General features: G+C 71.7%; 20 protein-coding genes. 8 read left to right on the top strand and 12 right to left on the bottom strand.

Annotated elements, in window-relative coordinates:
- Nucleotides 1–229: 229 nt before the first annotated feature.
- Nucleotides 230–1,510: an Ig-like domain-containing protein gene (locus AB0B66_RS27110; RefSeq protein ID WP_360535186.1), complete on the bottom strand. Its 1,281-nt coding sequence runs from the start codon at nt 1,508–1,510 to the stop codon at nt 230–232.
- 199 nt (nt 1,511–1,709) lie between these two features.
- Nucleotides 1,710–2,924 (bottom strand): aminoglycoside phosphotransferase family protein, encoded by a 1,215-nt coding sequence (locus AB0B66_RS27105; protein ID WP_360535184.1) that lies wholly within the window; start codon nt 2,922–2,924, stop codon nt 1,710–1,712.
- A 208-nt stretch (nt 2,925–3,132) separates the two neighbouring features.
- Between AB0B66_RS27105 and AB0B66_RS27100 the strand changes: the two genes are divergently transcribed.
- Nucleotides 3,133–3,804 (top strand): FadR/GntR family transcriptional regulator, encoded by a 672-nt coding sequence (locus AB0B66_RS27100; protein WP_203694066.1) that lies wholly within the window; start codon nt 3,133–3,135, stop codon nt 3,802–3,804.
- Between the two features lie 40 nt (nt 3,805–3,844).
- On the opposite strand, the gene AB0B66_RS27095 is transcribed toward AB0B66_RS27100, so the two are convergent.
- Nucleotides 3,845–4,375 (bottom strand): hypothetical protein, encoded by a 531-nt coding sequence (locus AB0B66_RS27095; protein ID WP_360535182.1) that lies wholly within the window; start codon nt 4,373–4,375, stop codon nt 3,845–3,847.
- Between the two features lie 50 nt (nt 4,376–4,425).
- Between AB0B66_RS27095 and AB0B66_RS27090 the strand changes: the two genes are divergently transcribed.
- Complete coding sequence (locus tag AB0B66_RS27090; RefSeq protein WP_360535180.1) at nt 4,426–5,340, top strand: bile acid:sodium symporter family protein; 915 nt, start codon at nt 4,426–4,428, stop codon at nt 5,338–5,340.
- Between the two features lie 40 nt (nt 5,341–5,380).
- Here the strand turns inward: AB0B66_RS27090 and AB0B66_RS27085 are convergent, their stop codons facing one another.
- Together AB0B66_RS27085 and AB0B66_RS27080 are read right to left on the bottom strand one after the other, a co-directional pair.
- Complete coding sequence (locus AB0B66_RS27085) at nt 5,381–5,647, bottom strand: hypothetical protein (protein WP_360535179.1); 267 nt, start codon at nt 5,645–5,647, stop codon at nt 5,381–5,383.
- A gap of 31 nt (nt 5,648–5,678) precedes the next feature.
- The gene (locus AB0B66_RS27080; protein WP_360535178.1) at nt 5,679–6,194 is read right to left on the bottom strand and encodes a MarR family winged helix-turn-helix transcriptional regulator; all 516 of its coding nucleotides are present in this window, start codon (nt 6,192–6,194) and stop codon (nt 5,679–5,681) included.
- A 43-nt stretch (nt 6,195–6,237) separates the two neighbouring features.
- Here AB0B66_RS27080 and pip point away from each other — a divergent pair, with 43 nt between their 5' ends.
- Nucleotides 6,238–7,188 carry a prolyl aminopeptidase gene (pip, locus tag AB0B66_RS27075; RefSeq protein ID WP_360535176.1) on the top strand — a complete coding sequence of 317 codons (951 nt, stop codon included), beginning with the start codon at nt 6,238–6,240 and terminating at the stop codon, nt 7,186–7,188.
- Between the two features lie 98 nt (nt 7,189–7,286).
- On the opposite strand, the gene AB0B66_RS27070 is transcribed toward pip, so the two are convergent.
- The 3 genes from AB0B66_RS27070 to AB0B66_RS27060 form a co-directional block, all read right to left on the bottom strand.
- On the bottom strand, nt 7,287–8,144 hold the full coding sequence (locus AB0B66_RS27070) for a hypothetical protein (protein ID WP_360535174.1): 858 nt from the start codon (nt 8,142–8,144) through the stop codon (nt 7,287–7,289).
- A 5-nt stretch (nt 8,145–8,149) separates the two neighbouring features.
- The gene (locus AB0B66_RS27065; protein ID WP_360535172.1) at nt 8,150–8,671 is read right to left on the bottom strand and encodes a SigE family RNA polymerase sigma factor; all 522 of its coding nucleotides are present in this window, start codon (nt 8,669–8,671) and stop codon (nt 8,150–8,152) included.
- A gap of 77 nt (nt 8,672–8,748) precedes the next feature.
- Nucleotides 8,749–9,882 carry a DUF4872 domain-containing protein gene (locus AB0B66_RS27060; RefSeq protein WP_360535170.1) on the bottom strand — a complete coding sequence of 378 codons (1,134 nt, stop codon included), beginning with the start codon at nt 9,880–9,882 and terminating at the stop codon, nt 8,749–8,751.
- 261 nt (nt 9,883–10,143) lie between these two features.
- Here AB0B66_RS27060 and AB0B66_RS27055 point away from each other — a divergent pair, with 261 nt between their 5' ends.
- The gene (locus AB0B66_RS27055) at nt 10,144–10,731 is read left to right on the top strand and encodes a TetR/AcrR family transcriptional regulator (RefSeq protein WP_360535168.1); all 588 of its coding nucleotides are present in this window, start codon (nt 10,144–10,146) and stop codon (nt 10,729–10,731) included.
- Nucleotides 10,728–11,195, top strand: a complete 468-nt coding sequence (locus AB0B66_RS27050; protein ID WP_360535166.1) for a GNAT family N-acetyltransferase — start codon at nt 10,728–10,730, stop codon at nt 11,193–11,195. The genes AB0B66_RS27055 and AB0B66_RS27050 overlap by 4 nt, the downstream gene beginning before the upstream one ends.
- 73 nt (nt 11,196–11,268) lie before the next feature.
- Here AB0B66_RS27050 and AB0B66_RS27045 read toward each other — a convergent pair whose 3' ends face one another.
- Entirely contained in the window at nt 11,269–12,090 is an 822-nt protein-coding gene (locus AB0B66_RS27045) for a hypothetical protein (protein WP_360535164.1), read from the bottom strand.
- A 171-nt stretch (nt 12,091–12,261) separates the two neighbouring features.
- Between AB0B66_RS27045 and AB0B66_RS27040 the strand changes: the two genes are divergently transcribed.
- The 3 genes from AB0B66_RS27040 to AB0B66_RS27030 are packed head-to-tail and all read left to right on the top strand — an operon-like array spanning nt 12,262 to nt 14,396.
- Entirely contained in the window at nt 12,262–12,858 is a 597-nt protein-coding gene (locus AB0B66_RS27040; protein ID WP_360535162.1) for a helix-turn-helix domain-containing protein, read from the top strand.
- Nucleotide 12,859: 1 nt separating this feature from the next.
- Nucleotides 12,860–13,591 (top strand): SRPBCC domain-containing protein, encoded by a 732-nt coding sequence (locus tag AB0B66_RS27035; protein WP_360535160.1) that lies wholly within the window; start codon nt 12,860–12,862, stop codon nt 13,589–13,591.
- A 13-nt stretch (nt 13,592–13,604) separates the two neighbouring features.
- Complete coding sequence (locus tag AB0B66_RS27030) at nt 13,605–14,396, top strand: alpha/beta hydrolase (RefSeq protein ID WP_360535158.1); 792 nt, start codon at nt 13,605–13,607, stop codon at nt 14,394–14,396.
- Here the strand turns inward: AB0B66_RS27030 and AB0B66_RS27025 are convergent.
- From AB0B66_RS27025 to AB0B66_RS27015, 3 genes are all read right to left on the bottom strand, one after another.
- On the bottom strand, nt 14,393–14,923 hold the full coding sequence (locus AB0B66_RS27025; RefSeq protein WP_360535156.1) for a GNAT family N-acetyltransferase: 531 nt from the start codon (nt 14,921–14,923) through the stop codon (nt 14,393–14,395). The genes AB0B66_RS27030 and AB0B66_RS27025 overlap by 4 nt on opposite strands.
- Nucleotides 14,924–15,007: 84 nt before the next feature.
- Nucleotides 15,008–16,129 (bottom strand): LCP family protein, encoded by a 1,122-nt coding sequence (locus AB0B66_RS27020; RefSeq protein WP_360535154.1) that lies wholly within the window; start codon nt 16,127–16,129, stop codon nt 15,008–15,010.
- A gap of 43 nt (nt 16,130–16,172) precedes the next feature.
- Nucleotides 16,173–16,799 carry an FMN-binding negative transcriptional regulator gene (locus AB0B66_RS27015; RefSeq protein ID WP_360535152.1) on the bottom strand — a complete coding sequence of 209 codons (627 nt, stop codon included), beginning with the start codon at nt 16,797–16,799 and terminating at the stop codon, nt 16,173–16,175.

The raw sequence follows: 16,799 nt of genomic DNA, 5'->3' as shown, positions 1-16,799 counted from the left end.
CGGGGCCCGCATCAGGGACGTGACCCTGACCGGACCCGGAGACGGGGCCGCCCTCGGCGCCGGAGGCGGCCCGAGGGCGGGGACGGGGACGGGTGGTGCTGGGTGGCCCCGGTTCACCGCGCCGTTGAGGCGAACCCGGGCCGACGTGTTCCAGTCTGCGTAATAGCAGGTCCCGACCGCATCCGTCGTCGGTCGGGACCTGCGTATGACGAAAGTCAGGTGGCCTGGGTCACGCCGTCGGGGACACGCTCGGCGACGGCTGCGCCGACGCGGACGGGTCGGGGGAGCCGAGCGCGGCCAGCTCCGGCGGGATCGGCAGGGCGCTGCCCTTCATGTAGTCCTCCCAGCCCACGGACCATGCCGTCCAGCCGTTGGCGGGCTTGATCTTTCGCTCGGTGCCCTTCACGGTGACCGGCGTGCCGATGCTGGTCAGGTTGAACAGGTAGACGGCGTTGGCCGTGGACACGTTCACGCAGCCGTGCGACACGTTGCGTACGCCCTGGTGCTGCACCGACCACGGCGCGGCGTGGATGTACTCGCCACCCCAGGTCAGGCGCTGGGCGTACTCGATGTTGACGACGTAGCGGTCGACGTTGCCCGGGTCGTCGGTGGTGTCGAAGACCGTCTTGCGCTGCTTGTCCATGATCACCATGGTTCCGGACGACGACGGGGTCTTCGTCTTGCCCAGGCTGACCGGGATCGTCTTGACCACCACGTCGTTCTTGAACACCTGCATGCGCTTGTTCGCGTTGTCGACGATCAGCTCGATCTTCTCCTTGGCGATGTTGCCGACGCCGGAGCGGTCGGCGTCGCCGTAGCGGCCGTCTCCCATCGGCACGCCCTCCAGCGCCGCCCGCACGGTGATCTTCGTGCCGGTCTGCCAGTACTGCGGGCCGCGGTACATCACCTGCAGCGAGCTCGACCAGTGCCAGATGCCCGGCTGCGGCGGCTCGACCTTGACGAACAGGCGGCGCTCCACGGCGGCCCGCGCCGACACCGGCACCGGCTTGGTGAACTCGATGACCACCGGCATCGCCACGCCATAGGTGCGGTCGGAGAACAGGTAGAGCCCCGCGCCGGTCGTCTTGCCCGGCTTGCCCATCGTCGTGAACGACGTCTTCTTCTCCATGGTCGTGCCGTCCGGGCCGACCGCGACGACCGTCGCCGAGTACTTCTTGCCGTACTTGAGCGGCTTGCTCGGCACCCACGACGAGCCGTCGGCGCGCATGGTGCCCGCCACCTTGGCGCCGGCCGAGTCGGTCATCGTCACCGACTTCACCTCGCCCCCGCTGACCTTGGTGCCGATCTCGGCGCTCACCGGCTGGTTCTTGGCCGCCTCGGCGGGCGTGACCGCCAGCGCCAGCGGTTCCGTGCTCGCGGGCGCGGGCACCGGAGCCGACTGCGTGGGTGCCACGAAGGACGGCGTCTCGCCGCCGTCCTTCGAACACGCGGTCAGGGCCAGCGGTGCGACCACCGCCAGCACCAGTGCCATCGCGCTCCTGCGCGCCATCGTGCTCAGGCTCATCGCCGCCTACCCCGCTCCCCAGATCCACACATCGCGGAACATCCTGCCGCATCGCCCAAACGTTCCGTGAGCCCTGTTCGGTTCCTTCGGGACCAGCCGGATGGGGTAGAGATCGCCCACCATCTCGGATCATGACATCGGCCCGCGCCGTGCGCGGCACGTTCGGCGGCTCAGGCGGCGGCGCTCAGGCAGCGGCCTGCGCCAGCCAATACGGCACGTCGTCGGCGTGGTACGGCCATTCCGACGGTTCGATGGCGTCGAGGAACCCGGCGTACGCGGCGGCGTTGCGCAGCGCGACCAGCGGCTCCATCAACTCGACCGCCCGGTCAGGGTCGCAGCCGGGCACGGCCGCCCGCCAGGCCCGGCTCCACGCCTGCCGCAGCGGCCCCGGGTCGGCGACCCGCTCGCACATGCGCAGCAGGTCGATCGCCGGGTGGCCGATCACGGCGTCACCCCAGTCGATGACATGCAGCCGTTCGTCGGTGCCGCGCACGTTGCCGGGGTGGAAGTCGCCGTGCACCAGCGTGTCCGGCAGCCCGCAGGCGGCGAGCGCGGCCAGCCGCTCGTCCAGCCCGTCCAGCAGCGCGGCCAGCCGATCCCGAGCGGCGGCCGCAGGCCGGTCGGTCGCCGCGTGCGGCCCGGACGCTGTCGGGGCCGGGCTCGCGCCTTCGCGGGCGACGACCGCGCGCAGGCGTTCGGCCAGCCGGGGCGAGCGCTGGTCGGGCACGCCGAGGGCGAGCAGGTCGACGACCCGCGCCGCGGCCGCTACCTGGACGGGGTGCAGCAGGGACAGCATGGTGAGCCGCTCGCCGGTGGGCGCGCTGTAGCGGTCGGTGCCGGGCAGGTCGTCGAGCAGGACCCGGCCGCCGGCGGCGGCGAGGGGGACGGGAGCGGTGCCGGGGGAGTGCTCGGCCAGCCAGCCCAGCACGGCGGCTTCGTGGGCGAAGAAGGCGGGGACCTGCTTGAGCCATACCGGCGTGGTGTCGGTCTCCAGCCGCCAGATCGCGGACAGGTTCCAGGTGCGCTGCTGGGCGGCTGCGGTCAGCGTCCGCCCGCGGGCGGCCAGGGCGTCGGCGGCCCAGGCGAGGCTGGCGGCGGGGCCGCCGATCTCGGCGTACGGCGCGCGGCGCGGGTGCGGCACGAGCGCGGCGGCCGCCGGGCGCACCGGGCCGGGATCACCGGCGACCTCGGCCAGGTAGGTGACCTTGCCGCCGGGCGGGGCGGGCTGGTCGGCGTGGAGCAGGCGCAGCACGGTCACGTCGACGCCGTGGTGCTCGCGTGCCCCGCCGACGACGCCGGAGACCTCCTGCCACCAGGGCACTTCCACCGCGTACGGCGGCAGCGCCCCGAGCACCGTTCCGGCCGGGTCCACCAGCACCAGCGTCACGATTCGTCCCACGCCGCGGACCCTACCGCCGCCCGTCTGCCCCGTCGCCGGGTTTTCGCCGCACCTTCGCAGGTCGTGAAGTGGAACATCTCCCGCCGGGAGGGCGAGGAGACGATCGGGCATGTGATCGGGTAGTGCCCTATCGCAGGTCCGAGCAGTGTTGTCCAATAGAGACGGCGAAACTCCCCACCGCCCCGCCCAGCGCACCAGGGAGCACACCATGGCACTGACCGACGAGGCCATCGAGAAGATCAAAGAGATGATCCTGTCGGGTGCCCTGCGGCCCGGCGACAAGCTGCCCAAGGAGGCCGACCTCGCCGAGCGGCTGGGGCTGTCCCGCAACTCGCTGCGCGAGGCCGTACGCGCCCTGTCCCTGATTCGGGTCCTCGACGTCCGCCAGGGCGACGGCACATACGTGACCAGTCTCGAACCCGGGCTGTTGCTGGAGGCGCTGACGTTCGTCGTCGACTTCCACCGCGACGACACGGTGCTGCAGTTCCTGGAGATGCGCCGCATCCTCGAACCCGCCGCCGCGGCGCTGGCGGCGCAGCGGATGACCGAGGAGGACATCGCCAAGCTGGCCGCGATCGTCGAGGAGATCGGCCCGGACGCGTCCATGGAGGAGCTCGTCGCCAACGATCTGGAGTTCCACCGGCTGATCGCGGCCGGCACCGGCAACGCGGTGCTGTGCTCGCTGATCGACGGCATGTCCGGCCCGACCACCCGCGCCCGGATCTGGCGCGGCCTCACCCAGGACAAGGCCGTCGAACGCACCCGCGAGCAGCACCTGGCCATCCTCGACGCGATCACCGCCCGCCGCCCGGAGTTGGCCCAGTCCTGGGCCCTCATCCACGTCGCCGGTGTCGAGGAGTGGCTCCGCCGAGCCCTCTGACCTGTCCCGGCCGACCGGTCGCCCGGTCGGCCACCACAGGTCAGAGAGTGAAGGCGTAGACCAGGGCGGCCAGGGCGCAGGCCAGCAGGGAGATGCCCGCGCCGACGCCGGTGGTCGCGCTCGGCGGGATGCCGTGCCTGCGGGCCAGCGGGGTGGCTCCGGCGGCGACCAGGGTCATCGCCACCGCCAGCGGGAACAGGATCGGGCTCTGCAGCGGTCCGGCCAGCGGGATGAAGTGCACGCCGACCACGAGGCAGACCCACGGGGCGATCAGCTCGCGCTTGCCGCGTAGGCCGAGCACGAGCGCGCCGCCCGCCGCGGCGACGAGTTCGATCCCGACGATGATGCCGTACTTGCGCATCGCGCCCGGCTCGCTCAGCGCGGACCCGTCGGACCAGTGCTGCCAGGCCAGGATGCCGCCGATCACCGAGACCAGGATGCTCACGCCACCGGCGAGGCCGAGCCGCTTCTTCCAGGCCTGCGGCGGGGCCTCCTGCGCCCAGCCGAACCAGGCCGAGGCGAAGAAACCGAAGATCAGTGCGGTCATCGCGGCGTCGCGTACGTGGTTCATCGCTGGCTCCCCATGGGCGAGGAGTCTGCCACGTCGGCTGTCCGGCTGATGTGTCGCCGGTCACAGGCCATGAAGAATCCTCGGCTATGGATTCAGTGCTGACCCAGGTGTTCCTGCCCGTCGCCCTCGGCATCGTGATGCTCGGCCTCGGCCTCGGGCTCACCGTCGCCGACTTCAAGCGGATCGTGGTGTTCCCGAAAGCGGTGCTGGTGGCGCTGGTCTGCCAGGTGCTGCTGCTGCCCGCGGTGTGTTTCGGGCTGGTCCTGCTGCTCGATCTGGATCCGACGCTGGCGGCGGGCATGATGCTGCTGGCCGCGTCGCCCGGCGGCACCACCGCGAACCTGTACAGCCACCTGTTCGGCGGCAACGTGGCGCTCAACGTCACGCTGACGGCGGTGAACTCGGTGCTGGCGATCTTCACGCTGCCGCTGGTCGTGAACTTCGCGCTGAACCACTTCCTGTCCGGCACCGACCAGATCGGGCTGCAGTTCGGCAAGTCGCTGCAGGTGTTCGCGATCGTGCTGATCCCGGTGGCGATCGGCATGTTCATCCGCAGCCGCTCGGTCGACTTCGCCGACCGGATGCACCGCCCGGTGCGTCTGCTGTCCGTGGTGGTGCTGGTGCTGGTCATCATCGGCACGCTGGTGTCCGAGCGGGACAACATCGCCGACTACTTCGCCGACGCGGGCCTGGTCGCGCTGCTGTTCAACGTGATCAGCCTGGGTGTCGGCTACTTCCTGCCGCGCCTGGCCGGGCTCGACCGCGCGGACTCGGTGGCCGCCGCGATGGAGATCGGCATCCACAACGGCACGCTGGCCATCTTCATCGCCACCACGCTGCTGGCGAGCACGGCGCTGGCGGTGCCGGCCGCGGTGTACAGCATCATCATGTTCTTCACCGCGGCCGCCTTCGGCTACCTGGTCCGGCCCACCCGGGTGGCGGCCGAACCGGCCCTGGAGAGCTGACGCCGTACGCCGGCGTCCTGCCTCGGGAGGGCGCCAGCGGTCAGGTGGCCGTGGCCGGGTAGCCGCCGGAGACGGTCCAGAACTCGACGGCCTTGCCGACGAACTCGTGCACGTAGCCGCAGGCCATGCAGATCACGCCGAGCGACGAGCGGTTGGCCCAGGCCAGGTCGAACAGTTCCAGGCCGGGTGTGTTGAGCAGGATCTCTCGGCTGGTGAATTCGCGCTGCCCGCAGACCAGGCAGGTGAACCGGCGGCCGGCCACGGTCACCAGCGCGCTGCGGTGCCTCTTGCGTTTGCTCGTCCCCATGCCGCGAAGGGTAAGGACACCCGGCAACAGCTCACGGCAGCCCCGACTCGCCTTGACGATCTTGTGGCGGTGGGGTGGGGAGGCCGGCGTCGGTGATGCGTTGGCGGAAAGGGCGGCGGGTCAGGGCGGTGGTGAGTTCGGTGAGGAGGTCGGACAGAGGCATGGAGAGTTCGGTGTCCAAAGTGCGCATCGCCGCGGTGGTGGCCGACCATTCGGCGGTGATCAGGGGCAGCAGGTCGTGGGCCTTGGTGGTGAGGCTGACGAGGCGTTGGCGGGCGTCGGTGCCGGGGGTCAGGTCGACCAGGCCCGCGCGGTTCATCTGGGCCACCGTCTGGCTGGCCGCGGAGTGGGTGACGCCGACGGTGCGGGCCAGGTCGCGGATCGGCATCGGCCCCTGTGCCAGCAGCGCACGGACCACGGGGGAGTAGCGCGGGCGGTAGTCGGCCAGGTCGCGTTCGGCGTAGACCTTGGCCACGTCGCCGTCCAGCAGCTCCAGCACGTGTCGCAGCAGGGTGCCGACCGCTTCGCGTTCCGGGAGAGGAGCCATGCTACAAACATAACAGCACTGTTGTATTTTCTGGGAGGTGGCCATGCACCCGCAGACCGAGCCGTACGACGGCGGCCTGCTCGACGTCGGCGACGGCAACCTCGTCCACTGGGAGGTCTGCGGCAACCCCGACGGCAAACCCGCGGTCGTGCTGCACGGCGGCCCCGGCTCCGGGGCGACCCCGGGCTGGCTGCGCTACTTCGACCCGGCCGACTACCGGGTGGTGCTCGTCGACCAGCGCGGCTGCGGCCGCAGCACACCCAGCGCCGGCGACCCGGCCACCGACCTGAGCGTCAACACCACCCACCACCTGATCCGCGACCTCGAACAGATCCGCGAACATCTGGGCATCGAGCGCTGGCTGGTGCTCGGCGCGTCCTGGGGCTGCACCCTGGCGCTGGCCTACGCGCAGCGCCACCCGTCGTCGGTGTCCGAACTGGTGCTGTTCAGCCTCACCAACACCACCCACCGGGAGGTCGACTGGGTGACCCGGCAGATGGGGCGCATCCTGCCGGAGGAGTGGTCCCGGTTCCGCGACGGCGTGCCCGAGGCCGACCGCGACGGCAACCTCGCCGCGGCGTACGCCCGGCTGCTGGCCGACCCGGATCCGGCGGTGCGCGACAAGGCGTCGCGGGACTGGTGCACCTGGGAGGACCAGCACGTCGCCATCGCCACCGGCTTCGAGGCCGACCCGCGTTTCGAGGACCCCGAGTTCCGGATGACCTTCGCCCGGCTGGTCACCCACTACTGGGCTAACGCGGCGTTCCTGGCCGACGGCGAGCTGCAGGCCAACGCGGGCAGGCTGGCCGGCATCCCTGGAGTGCTGGTGCACGGGCGCCTGGACATCAGCGGCCCGGCCGACATCGCCTGGAACCTCGCCCAGGCCTGGCCCGACGCCGAGCTGACCCTGGTCGACCGCGCCGGGCACGGCTCCCGGGGCGGCATCGGCGACGTCGTGCTCGCCGCCGTGGCCCGCTTCGCGTCCCGCCGCTGAGCGCGCCCCGCAAGATCGACGGACTTGCCTGGCACGTGGGCGAAAGCGTGCTCAAGATACGCCCAGGTGCCAGGCAAGTCCGATGATCGTGCGGCGGGTCAGTCGACCGTTGGCTCCGCCACGGTCACGGGGGTGCCGTAGGCGCTGAACTCGACGACCACGTGCGTGCCGGCGGGCCCCGGCTGACCGCCGGGCTTCTGCCAGACGGCGTTGCGGTCATAGACGACGCCGGAGATGCGGCCGTCGGCGTCGAGCGTCACGTCCCCGGTGACGGTCTCGCTGACCAGGGGGGGCTGGGGTTGCTGCGCGGTGTACTCGAAGTGCAGCAGGTTCGGTCCGGTCTGGGTGACGACCGCGCCGGCCTGCGTCAGCGCCGCCAGCAGTTCCGCGGGGTCGGCGGTGCTGCCCAGCGGGCCGTCCAGCGGCGGTCGGCCGCCGAGGCTGTCGTGCGTGCCCGGCCGTCGGGTCCAGTGCCAGATGCCGTCGACTCCGCTCTCTCCGAAGTACTGGACGCCGTTGACCAGCCGCTCCTCGCCGACACCGGGACCTTCGCCGAAGGGTGTCCGCAGGTAGCCGGTCCGGGCCGCCGGGTCGAACGCCCCGGTGGAGACCACGGCGGCGGCCTCTGGCACGGTGGTCGAAGTGAGCGTGATCTTCAGCTGATAGCTGGTGCTCTGGCTCGCCGTGATCGCCGCCACCAACCGCGTGCCCGGGTCGGTCGCGGCCACCGAGGCCGGCGGGCTCTCGGCGATCACGCCCCCGCCGGAGGGCTGGTTCACGGCGGCGACGGCGGCCACCGCACCCACCGCCAGGACGGCCAGCGACGCGCCGGTCAGCGCGGTACGCCGGTGGCGGGCCCGCCGCCCGCGGCTCAGCAGCCGCTGCGTCGGCGCTGCCGAGGCGGCCTGGCCGACCAGCTCGTGCAGGCTCCCGGAGAGCCCATCGAGATCGTTCATCTGCCTCACCTCATGCTCGGGATTGCCGGTTCGGACATCGAGTGCCTGAGCTTGGCCAAGGCCTTGGCGTGCTGGCTCTTGACGGTGCCCGGCGAGCAGCCGAGCACCCGGGCGATCTCACGTTCGGGCAGGTCCTCGTAGTGCCGCAGCACCACGACCGCGCGCTGCCTGGGTGGCAGCGCCCGCAGGGCCTCGCGCACCACCAGAGCCTGCGTGCTGACGACGTTCCCGGCCGGACCGGGCCGGTCGGGAACGTCGGAGACGAGGCTCTCCCGGCGCCGGCGGCGCCAGATCGAGGTGTGGTTGTTCACCACCACCTTGCGCAGGTACGCGTTCAGGTCGTCGGTTCGCGACAGCCGACGCCAGCGTTCGTAGATCTTGACCAGGCTGTCCTGGAGGAGTTCCTCCGCCTGCCACTGGTCACCGGTCAGCAGGATGGCCAGCCGAAGGTGCCGTTGCCAGGCGAGCTCGACGAAGGCCGCAAACGCCTGGTCGCCCTCGCTGAGGGCCTTGGTTCGTTCGGTCACGGTCCTTCCACGGTCCGGACTCCTGCCCGGTTGCCCGGTCTGCGCCGCTTTCTCGCCGGATCGCGCCCGTCCTGCCGTCAGCCCGTGGTCAGGTGGCCGACGGCGGCATGTTCGGCGGACAGCGCGGTGTCGACGAGGCCGGCGGCGTGGTCGCACCAGGCGCGCAGGTCGTCATCGGACACCGCGCGCGTCGCGTGGGCGGCGAGCGCCGACCAGGTCTGCCCGGATTCGCGGAAGAGCGCCGTGGCGGCGGTGAGCGCCGGGGCGGCGAGCAGCGCCGCGGCCTCGTCGAGGAAGTCGGCGTAGAGCGGGCGGGTCGCGCCGGGGGCGGTGTACTCCCGTTCCAGGCACTCGGCCAGCCGCCGCATGGCGTGTGCGTGTCCGGCCGGGTCGCCGAAGCGCCTGGCCCACCCCTTGCGGGTACCGGTGTCGCGCAGTTCGGCGGCGAGCTTGGCCATGCCGGAGAAGCCGAAGTTGACGTCGAAGCTGTTGCCCAGCACCGGCCCGGTCAGGTGCGCGACCATGGTCCGCAGCGCGTCGCGGACGGCGGGCCGCAGGTCCGGGCCGGATGCTTCGGCGACGCCGTGCCCGGGTTCGGCTGAGATCGTGAGGAGCTGGTGGCGGCCCTGGCGGTGGGTCGTCCAGGCGGCGGTGAAGTCCGCGACGGACAGGTCCCGCGTGCCGTGGGGCGGGTCGAGCACGGTGAGCGTGTCGTCGGCGAGCGCCGTGACCGCGACGGTGTACGGCTCCGCCGCGCCGAACGGCGCGGGCTGCTGCCACGGCAGCCGACCGCGGTCGACCAGGCACAACGCGGGCTGCCCGGTGTCGAGCGCGGCCCGGAGCCGGGCCACGGCGGCCTTCGCGGAGGTCCCGTTGGTCTGCCGGTAGGCCACACCCAGCCGGTCGAGCACGGCGGGCGCCCAGGGCTGCGGATGGTGCTGGGCGACGATGGTGAGCAGCGGGTGGGGCACGGTGTCGTACTCGAACACGGCGTACATGAAGCCGATGCCGCCGCCCAGCCCGCACACCATGGCCTCGGACAGTGGCCGCCCGGCGGCGGCGAGCAGGTGACCGACCAGCACGGACTCGCGGTGCTGTCCGGTGGCGGTGACGACGGGTCCGGCGAGCAGGCGGGCCGCGGTGGTGTAGCTCTCGCCGGTGCGGTCCATACGCTCCCGGACGAGCTTCTTGAAGTTCCTGCGTGCAGTCATGACGGCGTCCTCCGCGACGGCGCTGCGCCCCTCCCACGCCGGTGACGCGTCCGTCGCTGAAAGAGGGTTCCAGCTGCACAGGCGGTCCCGCCCGCGATGAGATGGTCACCTTCGCCCCCGCGTCGCCGGCGCGCGTGGGGCGCCGGTCAGGAGGTATGGCGTACGGGCACGCCGTGCGCATCGTAACCCCTGGACAGGCGGGAGGCGAGCTTGGTAGCGTAACGCCTGTTACGTAACGGCTGTGATGAAACGGGGTGGGGCGTGCCGCGACAGGTGGACCACGACGAGCGCCGCGAGCAGCTGTCCGCCGCCGTGTGGCAGGTGGTCAGCGAGCACGGGCTCGACGGGCTGACCCTGCGCGCGGTCGGCGACGCCGCCGGCTGCACCACGGGCCGGGTGGCGCACTACTTCCGGGACAAGAACGCGCTGCTCACCCACGCCCGCGACGTCATGCACCGGCGCATGGCCGCGCGCATCGACGCCTTGGGTGACTTCGACAGCCCCCGGGAGCGGCTGCGCGCGGTGCTGCGGGAGGGGGTGCCGCTCGACGAGGAGCGGCGGCTGAACTCGACCATCTGGGCCTACTTCCTCATGGCGGCGCGCACCGATCCGGTGCTGCTGGCCGAACACGTGGTCCGGCACGAGTCGTGGATCAGGCGGCTGACCGGGCTGCTGCGCGACGCTTACGCCGTACCCCCGGAAGATCTGGAACTTCGGGCGCGCAACCTGGTCGCGCTGCTGGAGGGGCTGGCGCTGTGCGGGGTGGCCACGCCCGACCTCTACCCGCCGGACCTGCTGGTCAGGGCCCTCGACAACCATCTCGATCTGTTGCTGGGAGCCGAGGAATGAGCACGGAGACCGCCGCCATGGAGATCGTCGAGGTGCCGCCGGGCGACGCGCGGTTGGGGCCGCTGGTCGGCGCGATGCGCGTCGAGCTGGATGCGCTCTACCCCGAGGAGATCGACTTCGCCCACCCGAGCGTCAAGGAGGCGGCCCGCTTCCTGCTGGTGCTCGCCGACGGCACGGCGATCGGGTGCTGCGCGGTGCAACCGCTCGACGGCGGCGAGGCGGAGCTCAAACGCATGTACGTCGACCCGGCCTGGCGCGGTCGCGGCATCGCCCGGTGGCTGATGGCCGAGGCCGAGGCGCTCGCGGTCCGGACCGGCGCGCACCGCTTCAAACTGGAGACGGGCGTGCGCCAGCCGGAGGCGATCGCCGTGTACGAGCGGGCCGGCTTCACCCGCATCCCCAACTACCCGCCGTACGACCGCTGGGAGCTGAGCGTCTGCTACGCCAAGCCCCTCCTGCCCTGATCAGCGGCAGGCAGGCGTTAGGAAGGGCACCTTCTACAACGCGGAGCGTTGTGAAGGTGCCCTTCCTTCGTCCCTAGGCGGGGCAGGGTTCGAGGTCGTGGCCGGCGGAGCGCTCCTGCTCGGGCAGGCCGATGTGGGCGGCGACGACGCGTTCGGGCACCCCGTCGGCGAGGCTGTCGGCCAGCGCGCGTTCGCGTACCGCCAGCAGGCGTTCGGTGTTGTGCTCCAGGACGCGGTCGAGCAGGGTCAGCTGGGCCAGCAGGCCGCTGTCGGCATCGGACGGCGGGCTGGCCTCCGCGGCGGCCAGGGCCGCGGCGACCTCGTCCGTGGTCACCCCGCCCAGCTCGGCGACGTCGGTCAGCGGCCAGCCGTGGTGGTGGACCAGGATCGCGGCGAACAGGATGCGCGAGGCCTCGTTGGCGGCCCGGTAGCCGTCCACGAAACGCAGCCAGTGCGCGCAGTACGCGAGCCGCTCGGTGGGGTCTTCGGGCAGGTTCAGGTCCACCGGGGCGGCCGGGAGCAGGCGCAGCGCCTTGTCGTAGGCCAGCGACAGCAGCTCGCGGAGCTGCGCCGCGACCTGCTGGCGTTCGGCCAGGTCGCGGGCGGTGCCGCCGTCGGTGGTCAGGCCGGTCCACTCCAGAATGACCGCGGCGCGCGGGCCGCAGGCGCGGTGGCCGCAGATGACCTCGGCGATGTCGGCCGCGGTCCAGTTCTCGTGCCGCACCAGCGACAGCGCGGCCTGGTCGCGGGCGACTAGGGCGCGGCGGTACTTGTGGCGCAGGTCCATGGTGAGGGTGCAGACGTCCAGCGCGCCCCGGGCGATCTCCTGACCCTCCAGCAGCGCGATCTGCCGGCTGAGTTCCGGCACGCTGATATCGGCGATCGGGTTCGTCATGCCTCCGACGCTAACGCTGTGTAGCTGTCTCTTCGACGATCTGGTGATCTTTTGTGGGGTTTCTGACTTTCGCCAGGTGCACACTCCCGGCGAAGGGCACGGTCTGCCCGGTTCGTGTTCTGCCCAGCTCATAGCTTGACAAAAAAATTTGTCGGTAGCAGGATACGGGGCATGTTCGATGTTGCGGTGATCGATGATGCGGCGGCGGCCGAGGCGTCGCTGGATCCGATCCGGGCCAGGTTGCTGGCTGCCTTGGTGGAGCCGGGCTCGGCCACCTCGCTGGCGGCCAAGGTCGGCCAGCCCCGACAGAAGGTCAACTACCACCTGCGCGAGCTGGAGCGGCACGGGCTGGTCGAGCTGGTCGAGGAGCGGCGCAAGGGCAACGTCACCGAGCGCGTGCTGCAGGCCACGGCCGCGTCCTATGTGATCTCGCCGATCGCGCTGTCGGCGGTGCAGCCCGACCCGGGCCGTGCGCCCGACCGGTTGTCGGCGCGCTGGCTGCTGGCGCTGGCCGCGCGGCTGGTGCGCGACATCGGCGAGCTGCTGACCGGCGCGGCCAAGGCGAACAAGCGGCTGGCCACGTTCGCGATGGACGGCACGGTGCGGTTCGCGAGCCCGGCGCAGCGGTCCGCGTTCGCCGAGGAGCTGGCCGGTGCCGTGGCCGCGCTGGTGAGCAAGTATCACGACGAGCAGGCCGAGGGCGGGCGCGAGCACCGGATCATCGTCGCGGTGCACCCGAGCGTGACCCGCCCGGCCGAGGAGGGCTGACATGGGCAAGGACTTCGAGATCACCGAGGAGTTGCCGGTCGACGCGACCCCGGAGCAGGTCTGGGACGCCATCGCGACCGGTCCTGGCATCGACTCGTGGTTCATGGGCCGCAACGAGGTGGCACCCGGTCCCGGCGGCACGGTGAGCACGGCGTTCGGGGCGTACACCCCGACCCTGCCGATCACCGCGTGGGAGCCCGGACTCCGCCTGGCCTACGGCGAGTCGCCCGATCCCGACGGCCGCTTCGTGGCGTACGAGTTCCTGATCGAGGGCCGGGCCGGCGGCAGTGCCGTCGTGCGTACGGTGACCAGCGGCTTCCTGCCCGGCGACGACTGGGCCGACGAGTTCGAGGCGATGGGCCTGGGCGGGGCGCTGTTCCACCGCACCCTTGTCGAATACCTGACCTGGTTCCTCGGCCGCACCGCCCGCCCGGTCACCGTGTTCGGCCCGCCGGTCGGCGACTGGCCGCACGCCTGGCGGCTGCTGCACGGCGCGCTCGGCCTGCCGGACGCGCCGAAACCCGGCGACCCGGCCGTGTTCACGATCGACGGCGTCTCGCGCGAGGCCACCGTCTACCACGTCAGCGCCCAGACCCTGGCCGTACGCACCCCGGACGCGATGTACCGCTTCGTGCGCGGTTTCACCGGCTCGATGGTCGCCATGCACCACGTCTTCACCCCCACCGACGAATCCGCCGCCTGGCAGTCCTGGCTGGACGAGTTGTATGCCTGAGAAGGAGCACCCCGTGAACACCGTCGTCTCCGCGGACGGCACCGTCATCGCGTACAGCAGGGCCGGGCAGGGGCCGGCGGTGATCCTGGTCGACGGGGCCATGTGCCACCGGGCCATGGGACCGGCCGAGCCGCTGGCGAAGCTGCTGACCGACTCCTACACCGTCTACACCTACGACCGGCGCGGCCGGGGCGACAGCGGCGACACCGCGCCGTACTCCGTCGAGCGGGAGGTCGAGGACCTCGACGCGCTGGTCAAGGAGGCCGGCGGCAGCGCCTACGTGTACGGCATCTCGTCCGGCGCGGTGCTGGCCTGCGACGCCGCCGCGCGGCTGGGCGGCGTCCGCAAGCTCGCCGTGTACGAGCCGCCGTTCATCGTCGACGGCACGCACGAGGCCCGGCCCGACGACTACCTGGACAAGATGGACACGATGATCGCGCAGGACCGCCGTGGCGACGCCGTCACCACGTTCATGAAGACGGTCGGGGTGCCCGGTTTCGTGGTCGCGATCATGAAGCTGACGCCGAACTTCAAGAAGCTCAAGGCCGTGGCGCACACGCTGCCGTACGACTTCCGCGTGCTCGGCGACACCGGCCGCGGCAGGCCGCTGGACGCGTCCCGCTGGGCCGGTGCGCAGCTGCCGGCGCTGGTCATGGACGGCGGCAAGAGCCCGGAGTACATGCGCAACGGGGCCAAGGCCCTGTCCCAGGCGCTGCCGAGCGCCGGTTACCGCACCCTGCCGGGGCAGACCCACCTGCTCAAGCCGGAGGCGGTCGCGCCGGTGCTCAAGGAGTTCTTCGTCTAGAGCTTCTTGACGAGCAGCTCGAAGGCGAGGTCGTCGCGCTGCGGTAGGCCGAAGCGCTCGTCGCCGTACGGGAAGGGGCTCGTCTGCCCGGTGCGCGTGTAACCACGGCGTTCGTACCAGGCGATGAGCTCCTCCCGGACCGAGATGACGGTCATGTGCATCTCCGGCTCGCCCCACTCGTCGGCGGCGAAACGCTCCGCCTCGGCGATCACGGTCTTGCCCAGGCCGCCGCCCTGCAGCAGCGGGCGCACCGCGAACATGCCGAAGTAGGCGTAGCCGTCGTGCCGTTCCAGGTGGCAGCAGGCCAGCAGTTCCCCGCCGCGCTCGGCCAGCAGCACCACGCTGCCCGGGTCGGCCACGTGCGCGGCGACGGCCTCGGCGTCGGTGCGCTGCCCCTGCAGGATGTCGGCTTCGGTGGTCCACCCGGCCCGGCTGCTGTCCCCCCGGTACGCCGACTCCACCAGCGCCACGATCGCCGGCACGTCCTGCGCGAGCGCCGCGCGCACGGCCACCGCCTGCTCCACCATGCCCCGATCCTTGCAGACCCGCACCGAGAGATGGGAAGGGCACCTTCTACAACGCGGAGCGTTGTGCAGGTGCCCTTCCTTGCCTCAGCGGAGGTTGACGAGTTTGGGGTGGGATTTCGTCCAGGCGTCGAGTTTGTCGGCGCGCAGGGCGGCGAAGTAGGTGGACTGGACGGCGTCGAGGCGTTCGCCACGGTAGGCGCCGCCGCTGAAGACGCCGCTGCCGGGCAGGCCGACCAGGGTCAGGTTCGCGGGGCGGATGTTGCGCAGGGCGTACGCGAACTCGCTGGGTTTGCGGCCGCGGCCGTCGAAGGTGAACGTCGCGCCGAGCGCGCCGAGCACGTCGTCCAGCTTGGTGGGGTCGGTGAGCAGGTCGCCGCTGAGCACCTTGGTCAGCATCGCCTTGATGAGCTGGCGCTGGTGGCGCTGGCGCGCGTAGTCGCTGCCGGTGATGTAACGCTGCCGGGCGTAGTCCAGGGCCATCCAGCCGTTCATGTGCCGGGTGCCGACGTTGTAGGTCATCCGCGGGCCGGAGTAGCCGTGCGCGCAGCCGCGGCAGGTCGCGCGGTGCACGCCGTCGGGGCGGCGGTGGATCGAGACGACCTTCTGGTCGACGTAGATGTCGACGCCGCCGATGGCGTTGATCAGCCGGACGTAGCCGCCGAACGAGATGATCGCGCCCGCGTCGAACCGGGCGATCCCCGTGTACTTGCTCACCGTCTTGGCCAGCAGCTGGAAACCCTGCGCGAGGTTCCACTTCGAGCCGCTGCCCGGCACCCGCGCGCCGTAGGTCAGGGCGTGGGTGAGCTTGCTGCGCTCCCCGCCGAAACGCGACGGCGTGAACGCCGGGATGTCGACGACCAGGTCCCGCGGCAGCGAGGTGAGGTACGCACTGGTCAGGTCCTTGTCGACGTGCAGGATCATCACGACGTCGCCGTGCGGCGGCGAGCCCTTCTGCTCCTCGCGCGTGTCGCGGCCGAGGATGAGCATGTTCAGCGGGCCCTTGATGTCCGCCCCGGCCGGGGGAGTGGGGCTGGCGCTCGGGCTCGGCGACGGCGACGGCTCCTCGCTCGGGCCGAACAGGTCGACCTGCGGGATCGCCTCGTTCACCCGGTCCTTGGTGACCTGGACCGCCGCGTACGCCCCACCGCCGAGCAGCGCCAGCGCCAGTCCGAGGATGATGAACAGCCGAGTCGACCTCGTCGTCATGGGTTGCGCTCCGGGGGTGTGGCGCTGTCGGGGGCCTCGAACTTTAGTCCCTGCGCCGGGCGTGGTCCACGGCGTGGGCGGCGGCAGACGCACCGTCGGCGTGCAGCCCGGCGACGACACCGTCCACATCGGCCGCCGAGCGGTTCTGGCTCAGTTTCCACTTGGCCTCGATGCGGCTGATGCGCAGCTCGACGCCGACGATCGCGCGCAGCTGGCCGGTGACGAACGCCGCCGGGGCGTCGTCGACCGACCACGGTGCGGGGCGGCCGCCCTCGTGCTGGTCGCTCAGCCGGCGCACCAGCGCCCCGGTCCAGTCAGGGTCGTCGTGCACGACCAGTTCGCCGTACGCGTGCACGACGGTGTAGTTCCAGGTCGGCACGACCCGGCCGTGCTCGGCCTTGGCCGCGTACCAACTCGGCGAGATGTAGGCGTCGGGGCCGCGCAGGATGACCAGGGCCTCGCCGAGCACGGGGCGGCGCCACTGGTCGTTGTTGCGGGCCAGGTGGCCGAGCAGCGCGCCGTGCGGGCCGGTGTCCGGGTCGTACACGAACGGCAGTGTGGTCGCGACCAGGCCGTCCGCGGTCGCGGTGACCAGGTCGGCGGCACCGTGGTTCGTCAGCAGCTCGCGGACGGCGGCCTTGTCGGCGGCGAAGTGGGCGGGTGTGTACAT

This window comes from Catellatospora sp. NPDC049111, assembly GCF_040648615.1.
Taxonomy (GTDB): Bacteria; Actinomycetota; Actinomycetes; order Mycobacteriales; family Micromonosporaceae; genus Catellatospora; species Catellatospora aurea.
Note: the sequence above shows the minus strand (reverse complement) of the source record. Positions and strands in the feature narration are given on the sequence as shown.